Here is a 14,373-nt window from a genome sequence, read left to right as displayed (position 1 = left end):
ATCATCGCCTTACTTCGTGACTGGAGGCGCGGCTGCGGGTGGTGCCGGGTTGGGATCGGGCTTGCCGCCGGGAAGCCATTCGGGTCTCCAGCTGGTGTCGGTAAGCCAGCGAACGCTCGTCTCCATGCCCGCGATAGCGCTGGTCATGTAGGGGAAGTCGATCGTCCTCAATTCGTCGGTGACGTGGTGGTAGTCGGTGTGCAGACCAAAGCTGGAGACGGTCTGCGCCACAATGCCCTTGCGTGCGAGCGCGATGTTATCGCTGCGCATGAAGAAGTTTTCCTTCGGGTGCGGATCCGCGACAAGCTTGGCGCCGTGCTTTGCGAGCTCCGGGCCAAGGTTGCTGCGTTCGTAGCCGGTGAGCCACAGTGTGCCGTTCGGGACCAATGGGTCGGGGCGGCCGATCATCTCGAACTCAAGATTGGCGACGAGGTTTTGGAGTGGCACGGGAGGCTTTGCGAGGAAGCCTTTGGCGCCGTACCCGCCCATCTCTTCACTGCCGAAGAGAGCGAAGACCACGGTGCGCTTCGGCGCCTTGCCGGCGGCGAGCGTGCGTGCCAGGTTCAGGACCGCCGTCGTGCCGCTGGCGTCATCGTCTGCGCCGTTGTTGATGGCATCGCCGTTCACCGGCGTTTTCAGCACACCCAGGTGGTCCAGGTGTGCGGTCAGCAGGATGACCTCATCCTTCAGCCTGGGGTCGGTGCCGGGAAGGATCGCGACAGCGTTCCACGTCTCGTTGCGTGGCGCGTCTTCGTAGACGGCCAGGCGCTGCTTGCCGCGAGCACTCATGCCGGACAGGTCGACGGGAATCTTCTGGAGATAGGTGCCGTCATCTCCGGCAGGCTTCAGGCCAAGGCCTTCGAAGACGGCAGCGCAATACTGTGCCGCCAGGTGCTCATCACGCGTGATCGAGCCGCGACCGTGGAGCTCGTCCGAGGCGAGAAAGTCCATGTCTGCCCGGACGTGTGCGGCCAACGATGCGTCGGCTTGTTTCTGTGCGGGTGCGGGAAGAGTCGCGAGAAGGAGGGCCGCGGTGGCCAGGGTGAAGATACGTCGCATAGCCGGACTTTACCCGCCGTGGGGGGAGGATCACAAGGGCATGGCGCTACGTTGTGCCGTCATCTCATCCCGCTTGTGAGCCCATAGCGCAGCGGATAGAGGACAAAGGTATTCAGGAGGGATGAGATTTCCCGGCGCTACAATACGGAGGCAATCTCAAAGATATTTCAGAGGCATGACATAAGTGAGCGCTTTTCAGCAGGTGATCCAGAAGAATGAATCCGCCATCCTTTCCGGCTGGTTGGATGAGATGGCCGGGGCTACCCGGCGCGGCGACCTGATGAACAACACGGAGCTCAAAAGCCAGGCTGCTGAGTTGCTGAAACTGTTTGCCGAGGCCTCGACCACAAGCCAGGACGTGCAGTCCGAGGCGTTTGCGCCGATCCGGTCCTTCCTGCAGGACATTGCGAAGTCGCGCATGGAACGTGGCTTCACTCCGGCTGAGACAGCGATGTTTGTGCTGTCGCTGAAGCAGCCCATCTTCCACGCGCTGCGGGATGCGCTGAAAGCGAACCCGGCGGAGTTGCTGGATGAGAACTGGGCCGTAGGCAATCTGCTGGACAAGCTGTCGATGCTGACGGTGGACACTGCCATCGGCTACCGCGAACAGACGATTGCCCGCCAGCAGGAAGAGATGCTGGAGCTGTCGACCCCGGTGGTCAAGCTGTGGGACGGAGTTCTGGCGCTGCCGCTGATCGGCACGCTGGATTCCGCGCGCACCCAGGTCGTCATGGAGTCGCTGCTGTCGGCCATTGTAGAGACCAACAGCCAGGTAGCCATCATCGACATTACGGGCGTTCCTACCGTTGACACGCTGGTTGCGCAGCACCTCATTAAGACCATCACGGCGGCTCGCCTGATGGGTGCGGATTGCTTCCTGAGCGGCATTCGTCCGGCCATCGCGCAAACAATTGTTCACCTTGGCATCGACCTGGCGGACATCCAGACGAAGGCGAAACTCTCGGACGCCTTCGCCGTAGCGCTGCAGCGCGTTGGCAAGGCAGTTGTTTCCGTGAAATCACTCGCCAAGTCAAAGGAAAAGGAAGCCTAGTCCATGGACCGCATCCCGATCCTCAAGGTTGGAGATTGTCTGCTGGTCACCATCCAGGTAGACATGCACGACGAACTGGCGATGAGCCTGCAGCAAGACTTGACGTCGCAGATCTCCAGGTACGCATCCCGTGGTGTCCTGATCGATATCTCGTCGCTTGAGATCGTCGATTCCTTTATCGGGCGCATGCTGGCGAACATCGCAGCCATGTCCCGCGTGCTGGATGCGCAGACCGTCCTCACCGGCATGCAGCCGGCGGTGGCCATCACACTGGTGGAACTTGGCATGTCTTTGCCAGGCATCAAGACCGCACTGAACGTGGAGCGCGGCATGCAGCTGCTGGCTGAGTACATCGGCGACAATCGCGAGCTGGAAGAAGCTGATGGCGTTGAAGTCTGAGACGTTTCCGGTAAGGACGTCGGATGATGTGGTTCGCGTCCGCCAGATCGTGCGGTCGTGGACTGCCGAACTGAAGTTCAGCCTGGTGGACATGACGAAGTTCGTCACAGCCACCAGCGAACTGGCGCGCAACACGCTGGAACACGGCGGCGGCGGCACCATGACTGCATCCATGGTTGAGAACGGCCCGAAGAAGGGCATCAGGCTGGTCTTTCACGACGAAGGTCCGGGCATCCCGAACATGGAACTTGCTCTGCGCGATGGCTACACCACGGGCGGCGGCATGGGTCTCGGGCTAAGCGGCAGCAAGCGTCTTGTGAACGAATTCGATATTTCGAGTGAACCGGGACGCGGTACGACGGTGACGATTATTCGTTGGAAGTAAGAGAGAGAATTTTTGTCGCAGATACATAGCTCCACGGCGATCACCGATCAAAGCTCCGTGGGTGAGGCTCGCCGCACGGCGTTGCAGCATGCGCTGGCGCTGGGCTTCGATGAGGAGCGCCGCAGCAACATTGGCATTGCCGTTACAGAGATGGCCACGAACGCTCTCATCCACGGGCAGGGTGGCGAGATTCTTTTGTGTCCCTCCGGCGAACTGAATGGACCCTCATGGCTCGACGTCCTGGCGCTCGATGCGGGGCAGGGCATCCGTGACATGGCGCGAGCGATGGAGGATGGCTTCTCCACTGCAGGCACCGCCGGGCAGGGCCTGGGTGCGGTCAAGCGACTGGCGGATGAGACTTCGCTCTTCTCCATTGAAGGGAAGGGCACGGTGAACTGGGCACGCTTCCACCTCGGTTCCCTGCCCGTCGCGTCGCAGGTCGGCGTGGTCAGCATTCCCGTCAAGGGCGAGACGAAGTGCGGTGACGGCTATGTTCTGCATCTGGACGGCAGACGTTCGCTCTATATGGTCGTCGACGGTCTCGGCCACGGCGCCGGCGCGAACGAAGCGGCGCTGGAAGCGATGGCGACTGTCCGGCAGTATTCCGGCGACACGGCGGCCGAGCTTCTGCTGCGGTCCCACGAAGCGCTGAAGAAGACACGGGGCGCAGCGATGTCCGTGGCGATCGTGGATCACGAACGCAAGATCTGCACCTATGCGGGCGTGGGCAATGTGACCGGCGTGCTGATCGCGGGATCATCAAGCCGCACGATGGTTTCGCAGAACGGCACGCTGGGCGCGGTGCTGCCACGCAACGTGCAGGAGTACACCTACCCGGTCGAACCCAACACCCTGCTGCTGATGTTCTCTGACGGCCTGAACACCCGTTCGGAACTCGGCAGCTATGCCGGTGTGCAGCATCGTCATCCCATGATGATGGCTGGTTTGTTGTACCGGGATTTCACCCGCCGCCGCGACGATGCAACGGTGATGGTAGCCCCTGTGGGCAGGGCTCCGGAGGTTCCATTCGCATGACCCTGCAACTGCATCGGCTGATGCTGGCGGACGAGCGTGATGTGGTCAGTGCACGGCAGCGTGGACGCTCCATTGCCGAAGCGCTTGGCTTCGATCATCACGACCAGATCCGCATTGCCACGGCCGTCAGCGAGATCGCGCGCAATGCCTTCCGCTACGCGAAGGGTGGCGCCGTGGAATTCGCCGTGGACGCCGACGCGAGCATGTTTCGCATCGGTGTAACAGACACCGGCGGCGGCATTCCACATCTGGACAAGGTGCTGGGCGGCAGCTACAAATCCACCACCGGCATGGGCATGGGGCTGCTTGGCACCAAGCGCCTGATGGATGAATTCACCATCGAAACCACGACGGCGGGAACGTCAGTGCAGTTTGCAAAGGCGCTGCCAGCGCATCGACGCAACATGGATGGTGCCGAGCTGCAGCGGCTGCAGGGTATTCTGGCGCGACAGCATCCGGCCACACCCATCGAAGAGCTGCAGACACAGAACCGCGAATTGATGCGGACGTTGAATGAACTTCGCGAACGCAAGGAAGAACTGCTGGAACTGAATGCGGAGCTGCAGGACACCAACCGCGGTGTGGTGGCGCTCTACGCTGAGCTCGATGAACGCGCGGATTACCTGCGCCGTGCCTCTGAGTTGAAGACCAGCTTCCTGTCGAACATGTCGCATGAGTTCCGCACGCCGCTGAATTCCATCATTGCGCTGACGCGCATGCTGCTGGACCGCATGGATGGCGAACTGAACAGCGACCAGGAGCAGCAGGTGCGCTTCGTTCAGCGCTCGGCACAGGAGCTGAGTGAGATGGTGGACGATCTGCTCGATCTTGCCAAGGTCGAGGCTGGCCGCCTGGAAGTGAAGCCCAGAAGCTTTCGCGTGGATGAGTTATTCGGAGCGCTCCGTGGCATGCTGCGGCCGCTGCTGGTAGACAGTTCGCTGAACCTGGTCTTTCAGGAACCGGAAGAACTGCCGGTCCTGTTTACGGATGAACAGAAGGTCTCGCAGATCCTGCGTAACTTCATCTCCAACGCCATTAAGTTCACGCCCCGTGGCGAGGTGCGCGTGTCCGCGCGAGCAGGTGCTGACGGCAACATCGAGTTCGCCGTGGCCGATACGGGTATCGGTATCTCGCGCACCGATCTCAACATCATCTTTGAAGAGTTCGGTCAGATCGACAGCAGTCTGCAAAAGCGCGTGAAGGGCACAGGCCTGGGCCTGCCACTGTCCCGCAAGCTGGCAGAACTGCTGGGTGGATCGGTCGATGTGCAGAGCTCCGTGGGCGAGGGGTCCGTCTTCACGCTGACGGTTCCAGGTGTCTACGGAGGCCACGCTCCGGAGCCGGAGCTCGAAGTGGATCTGCCAGGCATCGATTCAGACAAGAAGGTCGTCCTGATCGTTGAGGACAATGTTGAGACATCGTTCATCTATGCGCGATACCTCTCCAACGCCGGCTTCCATCCCTTCGCCGCACCTTCCGTGCAGTATGCGAAGAATGTCATGGAGAAGGTGAAGCCAGCGGCCGTCATCCTGGACGTGATGCTGCGAGCGGAAACGACCTGGGACTTCCTGCGGGAGCTGAAGTCCGCTCCCAATCCGGTGCCGGTGCTGGTGATCAGCGTGGTGGATGACGAGCGACGCATCTTCGGAGCCGGCGCGGATGCCTATCTGAACAAGCCGTTTACGCCCGATGAGATGATCGCCGTCATCTCGCGCCTGACCTCGCCTGCAGACCGCGTGCCGATCCTGATGATCGATGACAACGAGGTCTCACGGTACGTTCTGCGAGGTCAGATTGCGGATACGGAGTACGCCGTGCACGAGGCGAGGGATGGCCGCGAGGGCATCCGCATGGCTGCTACGGTGCGTCCGGCGATGATCTTCCTGGACTTCTACATGCCGGGCCTGAATGGCATGGAAGTGTTGAAGGATCTGCGCAGCAATGAAGCGCTGAAGAGCATCCCGGTGGTATTGCATTCCACCAAGATCCTCGAACCCACCGAGCTGGAGTTCTTCCGTTCGCAGGGAGTTACGGTTTTTCCGAAGCAGATGCTGACCGCGCCGGACGCAGCGTCGCGCGTGGAAGAACTGATTCGCACGGTCACCGCCCACTACATCCATGCGAACGGCAGCCATGTCTAACGATCGCGGCGTCGGCCGCATCCTGCTCATCGATGACCAGGAGTCCACGCGCTACATCTTTCACCGCATCCTGAGCCGTGCTGGATATGTGGTCGATGAGGCTCAGACGGGGCGCGAAGGCCTGGCCAAGGCCATGATGCTTCCGGACCTGGTGATCTGCGACGTCAACCTGCCGGACATGCTGGGCTATGACGTGAGTCGCAGGCTGAAGTCGAATCCCCTTACGTTGAACATCCCGGTCCTGCAGGTCTCGGCGGCATTCTTTAGCGATGAGAGCCGCGTGCAGGCGCTGGACGGCGGTGCAGACAGTTATCTGACGCAGCCGGTCGATCCGACGGTCCTGGTCGCGCAGGTCAATGCGCTGCTGCGGATGCGCCGGGCTGAAAGTCTCTCCTCGCTATCCGCACTGCAATGGAAGACGACCTTCGACGCGCTGAGCGACGGCGTGGCACTGGCCAATGCGGACGGCGTTCTTGTGCGTGTGAACAGCACCTTCCTGTCGCTGATGGACATGGTCTCCTCCGACGCAGAAGGGAAATCGCTGGCGGTGATCTTTGAAGAGAAGTTCGGGCAGCCGTTTGCCGAGTTTCTGCGTGAGGCTGGGTCCGGCGCGCCGGCGGAGATGGTCTACCGCGACCGCTGGCTGCGTGTGCGCTACGACCGCATCCTGAACGATGCCAATGTTGAGAGTGGCCTGATCCTGCTGATCGCAGACATCACCGACCAGAAGAAGCTGCAGGAGACGCTGAAGCTGAGCGAGCGGCTGGCGGCAACGGGCCGGTTGGCCCATGTGATCGCGCATGAGATCAATAACCCTCTGGAAGCCATGCAAAACCTGTTGTACCTGGCGCAGATGGAAACCACGCCGCCAGGGGATGTTGAGGCGTATCTTCACCAGGCGTCTGAGGAACTTACCCGCATCAGCCAGATCACCAAGCAGGTGCTGGCCTATCACCGCGGGTCTCCGCAGCCTGTCCTTACCCGCTCGGACGAGATTCTTGAGAGCGTCCTCGCGCTCTTCCGGACCATGTTTATCCACGGGCGGGTGGAGCTGGAGATGAAGACCGACTGCAACATACCCGTGATGCTGCATCCCGGTGAGATTCGGCAGGTGCTTAGCAACATCGTCTCCAACGCGCTGGATGCCATGGGCGGTGGTCACGGCTGCAGGCTGCAAACGCGGTGCATCACGTCCACGGAAGAGGGAACAGGGCGCCGGGGGGTGCGATTCCTGTTCAGTGACAACGGCCCGGGTATCCCCACGGAAGTCCTGCCGCGTATCTTCGAGGCCTTCTACACCACGAAGGATTCGAAGGGTTCGGGCGTCGGCCTGTGGCTCAGTGCTGAGGTGATTGGGAAGCACCGCGGCAGCGTCCGCGTCCGAACCCGTACGGGCGGGAAATACCACGGCACGCTGTTCGATGTCTTCCTGCCACTGCCGTCGGATGACCTCCAGCCGTAAGCTTCCCTTATGACAATCGAAGATTCCACAGGCACACAGCGACGCGGCCTGCTGCTGATCCACACCGGCGCGGGCAAGGGCAAGACCACTGCAGCCCTGGGCACCGCCATGCGTGCGGCCGGCAACGGCATGCGCGTCCTGGTGCTGCAGTTCCTCAAGGGATCATGGCACTACGGGGAACTGGACGCGGCGGAACGCTTCGGTGGCGATCTGGTCATCCGGCAGATGGGCCGTGGTTTCGTAAAGGTTGGCGGTGCCGAAACCGATCCTGAGGATCTGAGGATGGTCCAGGCCGCGTGGGACGATGCCGTTGCGGCCATGCAATCCGGCGAGTGGGACCTTCTTATCCTGGACGAGATCAACTACGCCATCGGCTACGGCATGCTGGACCCCGCGGTGGTCGGTGCGGCCCTCGAAGCGCGTCCGCCGATGTTGCACGTCATCCTCACCGGGCGAAACGCGCACCCGCTGCTGGTAGAACTCGCCGACACCGTGACCGAGATGCGCGAGGTGAAGCACGCCTACACCAGGGGCATCCTCGCCCAGCGCGGCATCGAGTTCTAGCCAATCTCAATGGCCCAGGTGGTACGGGTGGCCCTGCAGAATGGTGCTCGCGCGATAGATCTGCTCGGCCAGCACCAGCCATGCCAGCTCATGCGGCAGTGTCATGGCGCCCAGTGCCAGGCGCAGATCCGCCATCGATCGCGCCTCCTCGCTCCATCCGCTGGCCGGTCCAATGGCCAGCACCACGTGACGAACGCCGCCGTCGCGAGCGGATCGAAGCTTCTCGGCGAACTGCAGACTGTCCAGTGATGCTCCGCCCAGATCAGCCATGAAGAACTGCGTCGCCCCGGACTTCCGTTCGTCGGCCACTGCGGCCAGCAGAGCCGCCTCGGTGCGATAGGTGCGGCTGACAGCAGGCAGCGTCTTGCCGCAGCGCTTCAGGTAGTCAAGCGCAAGCGCCTCAACCGCCTTCTCCGCGGAGCCATTCCGCACCGCCAGCAGCGAAACCTTCAGGGCCATCGATGAAACCTCAGTGAATCAATAGTGAAGTGACGGCCAACAGATTTCAGTATCCGCCAGCGAAATTCTATGAAAAACGGTAGAGACAGAACGTCCATAGGCCCCAATTGGGTCGTTTTGAATGTCAGATGCCGCCATTTGGGTCCGATTCTCGGTTTGGCAGGGGCCTTGCATATAGCGAAGGTACTGACTTTTGAAGCAATTGATGGGAGCCCACGTTGTTCCCCCTTTCGCTCACGACCAATCCGTTCTTTCTGAGGACCCCATTGATGAACAAGCAATTCGTACGGTTGGCGCTTGCAGCCTGCCTGATCTCTGCACCAACGGTGTTCTGCACCTCCTCTGCCTTCGCGCAGGATCAGTCCGCCGTTACCGGCGGCCTGAACGGCAGCGTGACTGACCCCAGCGGCGCGGCCATCGTCGGCGCCAAGGTGACCATCACGGGTCCGCAGGGTTCGATCACGACCACGACCGACAAGAACGGCCGCTTCGGCGCCACCACTCTGCGCCCCGGCTACTATGACGTCAAGGTTGAGCAGGCTGGTTTCAGCACGACCACCGCCGTTCACAACGAAGTGAACGTTTCCACGACCTCTTCGCTGAACCTGAAGATGAACGTTGGCTCTGAGGCCACGACGGTTCAGGTTACGTCTGAGGCTGTGCCGGTCGATACGGAAAGCACCGCCATCACCGCGACGCTGACCGACACCTTCTACAACGCGATTCCCATGCCCCGTAACGTGACGGCGATCTTCTACGCTGCTCCCGGTGTGCAGTCCGGCCAGGTGAACGCTTCGGCGAACCAGGTTGGTCCCGGCGCGAACAACCCGTCCATCGGCGGCGCTTCCGGTCTTGAGAACCTGTATGTTGTGGACGGTGTCACCATCACCGACCAGGCATTCGGCTCGATCGGTACCTTCAACCGCTATCACGGCTCGCTCGGCACCGGCATCAACCTTGCCTTCATCAAGGAAGTTGACGTCAAGACCTACGGCTTTGAGCCTCAGTACGGCAAGGCAACCGGCGGTATAGTCCAGATCGTGACCAAGTCGGGTGGCAACGCCTTCCACGGCGCACTGTCTGCATACTTCGCACCGGCTGCGTTTTACGCAAGCCGCCGCCAGTTCTACCAGTACGGCTACAAGCTTTCGACACCGTCGCAGACGCTCTCGAGCCCTGCCTTCGACGCTGCAATCGAAATCGGTGGCTATGTACCGCACCTGAAGGACAAGCTGTTCTTCTTCGGCGCCTTCGATCCTTCCCTGACGCGCAGCATGGTGCAGGCAAATCCCAATGCGCCCGCAGCATCCGTCGCCCTGGGTGCGTTTGGGACGACCGCCAGCAGTATGAACTACGCTGGCAAGCTCACCTATAAGATGGGCGAGCGGACCACGCTGGAGCTCACCGCTTTCGGCGATCCTTCGCGCCACAACACGGTTCCTTCCACGCTTTCCAGTGGTGACCCGAACTCCACCAAGAGCTCCTGGAACTACGGTTCGCAGGATGAACTCGCGCGCCTGGATACGGCACTGTCGAACTCCTGGACTGTGGATCTTTCGTACTCGTACAACCACAACCACTTCTCTGAGATTCCGGCATTCAACCAGTACGCCGTCACCAACACGGTGCCCACCTTTTCGGGCGGCGCGTCTGTGACGTCGGGCCTGGGCGCGTACGAGCCCTCGGTGAACAACACCTACAGCATTTCCGCCAACACGGCCAAGATTGTGCACCTATTCGGTACGCACACCTTCTCGGTGGGCTACGGCTACGATCACACGAACTTCGCTGACTTCCCCACGCGTTCGGGTAACCTGTTCCCGGTTGTCACCACCAACTATCTCGGTGGCGCGGTCGCAAAGAAGAGCTACGTTCCGACCGGCGTATTGACCGATGGCCAGTTCAACATCGCACCGATCAATTCCAGCGATCTTACGGATCACACCTGCACTGCCTGCCCAATCGTCAACGGTGTCAGTGTCTATGCTTCTTCGACCCGTGGTCAGTACGCTGGACGTAGCATCCTCGCGCAGGGCCGTTATCACCAGGCCTACGGCGAAGACGTCTACCAGATGAACAAATTCATCACGTTGAACCTGGGCGTTCGCTGGGAACAGCAGCGCATGACGGCTCCCGTGCAGAGCTACAACTACGGCGCAAGCTGGTCCCCCCGTGTTGGTATCAACATCGACCCGATGGGCGATCGCAAGAGCAAGATCTTCTTCAACTTCGGCCGCAACTTCTGGGCTGCTCCGCTCGATGCCGCCATTCGTTCGCTGGGCGGCGAAATCGACTCCTACAACATGGCGTTTGCGCCGACCTATAACGCCGCCACCGGAACCTTCACGATCATTCCGGATCAGGCTCATGCTCTGAACGGTACGCCCCGCCGCACCTCTGGCGGTTCGACGACCAACTTCGCTGCGCCCACCTATTCGCTGGGCGGAGAAGGTGTGCTCGCGGGCACCAAGCAGGAGTATGAAGACGAGTATGTTGCTGGCTACGAGCGCACCCTTGGCAAGACACTCGTATTCAAGGCTCGCTACACGGATCGCCGCCTCGGCCGCATCATCGAGGACGTGGGTTCGCAGTCGCCGGAAGGCTTTTACATCCTGAGCGGCTTCAACGGCGGTATCACCAACCCTGGCCCGAAGACCGACATTGCGATCAACGAGCAGGAAGTCACCTATACGCCGGCTCAGTATGCCGCCGCACAGGCACGGTCTGTTGGTGGTGCGTATGTTGCTCCCGTGGCTGGTTGCACGGCGGATAACGACACGGCTGCAGCGCTGGGCGGTATCTTCGTCAACGGACGTAACCAGCCTGTCGGTGGCGCCTGCATCCTGAACCCCGACACCGCGGACAACGCAGCGAACCCGGCTGTCAATGCCAACGGCGGCGACGGTATCCCCGATGGTTTTGTCAAGCCGATTCGCCGCTTCAACTCGGTTGAGTTCGAACTCGACAAGCGCTTCAGCAACCACTGGCTTGCCGTGACCAACTTCCGCTGGGGCAACCTGTACGGTAACTACGAGGGTGCATACCGTAACGACAACGGTCAGTCGGATCCTGGTATCAGCTCGCTCTTTGACTTCACCTCCGGTAAGCTTGGCCTCCTCGGAGACCAGTTCACCCCTGGCCCGCTTAGCTCGGATCGCCGCACCGTTGGTAACGTCTTCTTGAGCTACAGCTTCGCAGGCGGATCGACGAACAGCTTCATCAGCAACGCTGTGAAGGGCCTCACGCTTGGCCTTGGAGCTCGCGGTCAGTCTGGTGTGCCCCTGAGTGTGCTCGGCATCCATCCGGCTTACCAGAACTCTGGTGAAGTGCCGCTTGGTGGCCGTGGTGTTGCTGGTCGTACACCTGCTAACACCCAGCTCGATATGCACGCAGAGTACGCCTTGCCGCTCGGTCACATCGGTGGTGAAGCAAGCCGTCTGCGCGTCACTTGGGATATGTTCAACGTAACGAACAGCCAGTTCCAGACCGCACGCAACCAGACCTCGCAGCTTGGCGCTTCGTCCGCTCCGATCGTCGGCTCCACGCCGCCGCTCAACGCGGATTACAACCGTCCCACCAGCTTCCAGGCTCCGTTCTACGCACGTGGTTCGGTCCGCTACGAGTTCTAACGAACCTGTAAACCAGAACGTCAAAACGGGAGGGCCCTCGGGCTCTCCCGCTTTCTTTGCCCGCATCGTAGCGGCCTATAATTTTCTTTGAGCCAAGGGCCTCCCCGCCCGGCCAGGAGTGCCCTTGTACCGTCTTCGCTCCCTCCTTCTCATCCTCGTTGCCTTGCTGCTTGTCAGCCCGTCTCTCCATGCGGTGAGCGTGAAGAATTTGCCGCCGGTCTATCGGCACTGGCTGACGCAGGAGGTGAACTACATCATCGAAAGTCCAGAGCGGGAAGAGTTCCTGACGCTGAAGACGGATGCCGAGCGCGACGCGTTCATGAAGAGCTTCTGGGATTCGAGGAATCCGGATCCTGGTTCGGAGATCAACACCTACAAAGAGGAGCACTATAAGCGCCTCGCCTACGCAAACGAGCACTTTGGAAACTACGAAGCGCGCGATGGCTGGGCTACCGACCAGGGCATGATCTGGATCACGCTGGGGGAGCCGAAGCAGAAGATTACCTATCCCAGCCGGGCGAACGTCCGCCCCATCATCATCTGGTTCTATCAATCGCCGACGCCGGCGCTGCAGTCCTACTTTTCGGTGCTGTTCTACAAGCGGAGCACGGGCGAAGACTACGCTCTGTACTCGCCCTATCAGGACGGCCCCAATCGCCTGATCACCGGTCTGGAAACGGGCAATGATCAGGCCCGCAGCCTGCAGCAGTTGCGGAAAGCACTCGGCAGCGAAGTGGCGCGCACGGCTGTTTCGTTGATCCCCACCGAGCCGGTCAATCTTGCGGAATTCTCGCCCAGCATGATGTCGGACGCGCTGCTGGCAAACATCCGGGGTCTTGCAGACAATCCCTTGGAGATCGCGCGCGTAAACCGCAATCGCCGCGAGAAGGTGACGTCCAGCATCATGTCGGAGGATGCTCCGCCCGAGGTGAAGTACGCAGTCATACGGGACGAAAACGGACATGCGACGGCGGATATGTTTGTGCGGCTCGCGCATCCCGATGCGGGCATCGCCGGCGCGCGCAAGGCTGGCGGTACCGGCTACGATCTGACGCTGCAACAGCACATTACAACGGCAGACGGCCGCGCTGTATATGACACGGTCAGTACCATCGCAGCGCCGCTATCGCCCGCAGCCCTGGACGTCGCACGCCACAAGGTCTTTGCGGCAGAAGACCAGCTTCCCCTGGAGCCGGGCAAGTATGTGGTCCAGACGACGCTGACGAACAACATCAACCTGCAGGCGCACCGCGTCACCAGCACGGTAAACATTCCTGTTCGCGGTAAGACGCTCGCGATGGGAGATCCAGTGGCCTTTGCAGGTCGTCCCGGCCAGATCGCCGGGCAGCGTGTGCCCTTCACCTACGCGGGGGTCCGATTTGCCCCGGCAGGCGTTGGCACCATCTCACTGCACGCCGGCGACCCGCTGCAGGCTGTCTTCCAGCTCTGGCTGCCGCGCAATGCCGACGGCGCATGGAACAAGCAGCCCGTTGCAATGCACTTCTATTACGGCTCGGCTCTCTCTGGCGCGAAGCCGCTGGATGAAGCAGACGAGACTGTCGATCCGTCGAATGCAGATGCGGGTGGCAACTTCGTCAGTGGCCACACCTTCCACACGGAAGGGCTCGAGCCTGGGAATTATCGCGTCATCATCCGTGCCACGCAGCCCGGCAGTCCCGCTGCCTTCGGCACGATGACCTTGCGCGTCGAGCTAACCGGGGTTCCCACGGCTGGCTGGTCCGCCTACGGTCCGCCCGAACCGCAGCAGGAAGAGATGAAGCGCGCGCTTTCAGCAGAGGCCAGCGGAGCGAACGATGCAGCGATCGCCTACCTCACGAAGGATCTTGATCTGCATCCACAAAACATCCGCAGCCTGGGCCGGCTCGCCACATTGCTGGCTGAACAGCACAAGGTCCATGAGACGGCGCAACTCGTGGAACGCCCGGCCTTCCGGGATGCCGTGGACATGGCAACGCTGACCCTGGTCTCCGAGGCGCTTGTCACCACCGGCCAACCGGCGCAGGCGATGGATTTGCTCAATCGTCAAAGCCGGTTGCAGTCTCTGAACGCCATGCTGTACACCGAACTTGCAAAGCTCGACGACCAGGCGGGGAAGCACTCCGATGGTGATGTGGCGCGGAAGCAGGCACAGGCGATCGGCGCAAAAAACATTTCGGAGAAGTAAGACA

11 protein-coding genes are annotated in these 14,373 nt (G+C 61.1%); 9 read left to right on the top strand and 2 right to left on the bottom strand.

Annotated features, from left to right (window positions below; all coding sequences use genetic code 11):
- Nucleotides 1–9: 9 nt before the first annotated feature.
- Nucleotides 10–1,059, bottom strand: a complete 1,050-nt coding sequence (locus tag BLW03_RS10055) for a M20/M25/M40 family metallo-hydrolase (protein ID WP_074653769.1) — start codon at nucleotides 1,057–1,059, stop codon at nucleotides 10–12.
- 184 nt (nucleotides 1,060–1,243) lie between these two features.
- On the opposite strand from BLW03_RS10055, the gene BLW03_RS10050 reads away from it, so the two are divergent.
- From BLW03_RS10050 to cobO, 7 genes are read left to right on the top strand one after another with little or no spacing between them, the layout of a single operon-like run.
- Entirely contained in the window at nucleotides 1,244–2,110 is an 867-nt protein-coding gene (locus BLW03_RS10050; RefSeq protein ID WP_074653767.1) for an STAS domain-containing protein, read from the top strand.
- A 3-nt stretch (nucleotides 2,111–2,113) separates the two neighbouring features.
- Entirely contained in the window at nucleotides 2,114–2,509 is a 396-nt protein-coding gene (locus BLW03_RS10045) for an STAS domain-containing protein (RefSeq protein ID WP_074653766.1), read from the top strand.
- Nucleotides 2,493–2,894, top strand: coding sequence for an anti-sigma regulatory factor (locus tag BLW03_RS10040; RefSeq protein WP_074653764.1), 402 nt, complete (start codon nucleotides 2,493–2,495; stop codon nucleotides 2,892–2,894). Before BLW03_RS10045 ends, BLW03_RS10040 begins: the two co-directional genes overlap by 17 nt.
- 12 nt (nucleotides 2,895–2,906) lie before the next feature.
- A complete protein-coding gene (locus BLW03_RS10035; protein WP_074653763.1) occupies nucleotides 2,907–3,929 on the top strand; it encodes a SpoIIE family protein phosphatase in 1,023 nt (340 codons plus the stop codon).
- On the top strand, nucleotides 3,926–6,070 hold the full coding sequence (locus BLW03_RS10030) for an ATP-binding protein (RefSeq protein WP_074653761.1): 2,145 nt from the start codon (nucleotides 3,926–3,928) through the stop codon (nucleotides 6,068–6,070). Before BLW03_RS10035 ends, BLW03_RS10030 begins: the two co-directional genes overlap by 4 nt.
- The gene (locus tag BLW03_RS10025; RefSeq protein WP_074653760.1) at nucleotides 6,048–7,532 is read left to right on the top strand and encodes an ATP-binding response regulator; all 1,485 of its coding nucleotides are present in this window, start codon (nucleotides 6,048–6,050) and stop codon (nucleotides 7,530–7,532) included. The genes BLW03_RS10030 and BLW03_RS10025 overlap by 23 nt, the downstream gene beginning before the upstream one ends.
- 9 nt (nucleotides 7,533–7,541) lie before the next feature.
- Nucleotides 7,542–8,096 carry a cob(I)yrinic acid a,c-diamide adenosyltransferase gene (gene cobO / locus BLW03_RS10020; RefSeq protein WP_074653758.1) on the top strand — a complete coding sequence of 185 codons (555 nt, stop codon included), beginning with the start codon at nucleotides 7,542–7,544 and terminating at the stop codon, nucleotides 8,094–8,096.
- Nucleotides 8,097–8,102: 6 nt separating this feature from the next.
- On the opposite strand, the gene BLW03_RS10015 is transcribed toward cobO, so the two are convergent.
- Nucleotides 8,103–8,555 carry a 23S rRNA (pseudouridine(1915)-N(3))-methyltransferase RlmH gene (locus tag BLW03_RS10015; RefSeq protein ID WP_074653756.1) on the bottom strand — a complete coding sequence of 151 codons (453 nt, stop codon included), beginning with the start codon at nucleotides 8,553–8,555 and terminating at the stop codon, nucleotides 8,103–8,105.
- 269 nt (nucleotides 8,556–8,824) lie between these two features.
- On the opposite strand from BLW03_RS10015, the gene BLW03_RS10010 reads away from it, so the two are divergent.
- Nucleotides 8,825–12,184 (top strand): TonB-dependent receptor, encoded by a 3,360-nt coding sequence (locus BLW03_RS10010; RefSeq protein ID WP_074655917.1) that lies wholly within the window; start codon nucleotides 8,825–8,827, stop codon nucleotides 12,182–12,184.
- Between the two features lie 124 nt (nucleotides 12,185–12,308).
- The gene (locus BLW03_RS10005) at nucleotides 12,309–14,369 is read left to right on the top strand and encodes a GWxTD domain-containing protein (RefSeq protein ID WP_074653755.1); all 2,061 of its coding nucleotides are present in this window, start codon (nucleotides 12,309–12,311) and stop codon (nucleotides 14,367–14,369) included.
- Nucleotides 14,370–14,373 lie beyond the last annotated feature (4 nt).

This window comes from Terriglobus roseus, from assembly GCF_900105625.1.
Classification (GTDB): Bacteria; Acidobacteriota; Terriglobia; order Terriglobales; family Acidobacteriaceae; genus Terriglobus; species Terriglobus roseus_B.
The sequence above is the reverse complement of the archived record's forward strand: the minus strand, read 5'-3'. Positions and strand labels throughout refer to the sequence as shown.